Annotated in this window: 1 pseudogene; it reads left to right on the top strand. The window is 70.9% G+C overall.

Annotated features, from left to right (window positions below):
* Window positions 1–268 (top strand): annotated as a pseudogene (locus AC3A4Z_RS22630) (HNH endonuclease signature motif containing protein); the annotation flags it as partial.

Genomic DNA, 268 nt, shown 5'->3' with positions numbered 1-268 from the left:
TGCCCGCCACCGGCGGCAACCGCCCCCAAATCATCGCCACCATCAACTACCAAGACCTCCTCCCCCACCACAACAACGCCGCACCAGGGACAGACACAGGGACGGTCACGGGCACCGACAGTGGCACCGGCACCCGGGCGGGCATCAGCTCAGGTCCCGGCACGGGCACCCAGGCGGGCCCGGGCCCCGGCACGGGGAACTTCGTGTTCACCGGACCCGTCGCCGCCGCCACCCTGCGCAAAATCGCCTGCGACGCCGACATCATCCC

This window comes from Arthrobacter sp. Soil_C_49, from assembly GCF_057656635.1.
The sequence above is the reverse complement of the archived record's forward strand: the minus strand, read 5'-3'. Positions and strand labels throughout refer to the sequence as shown.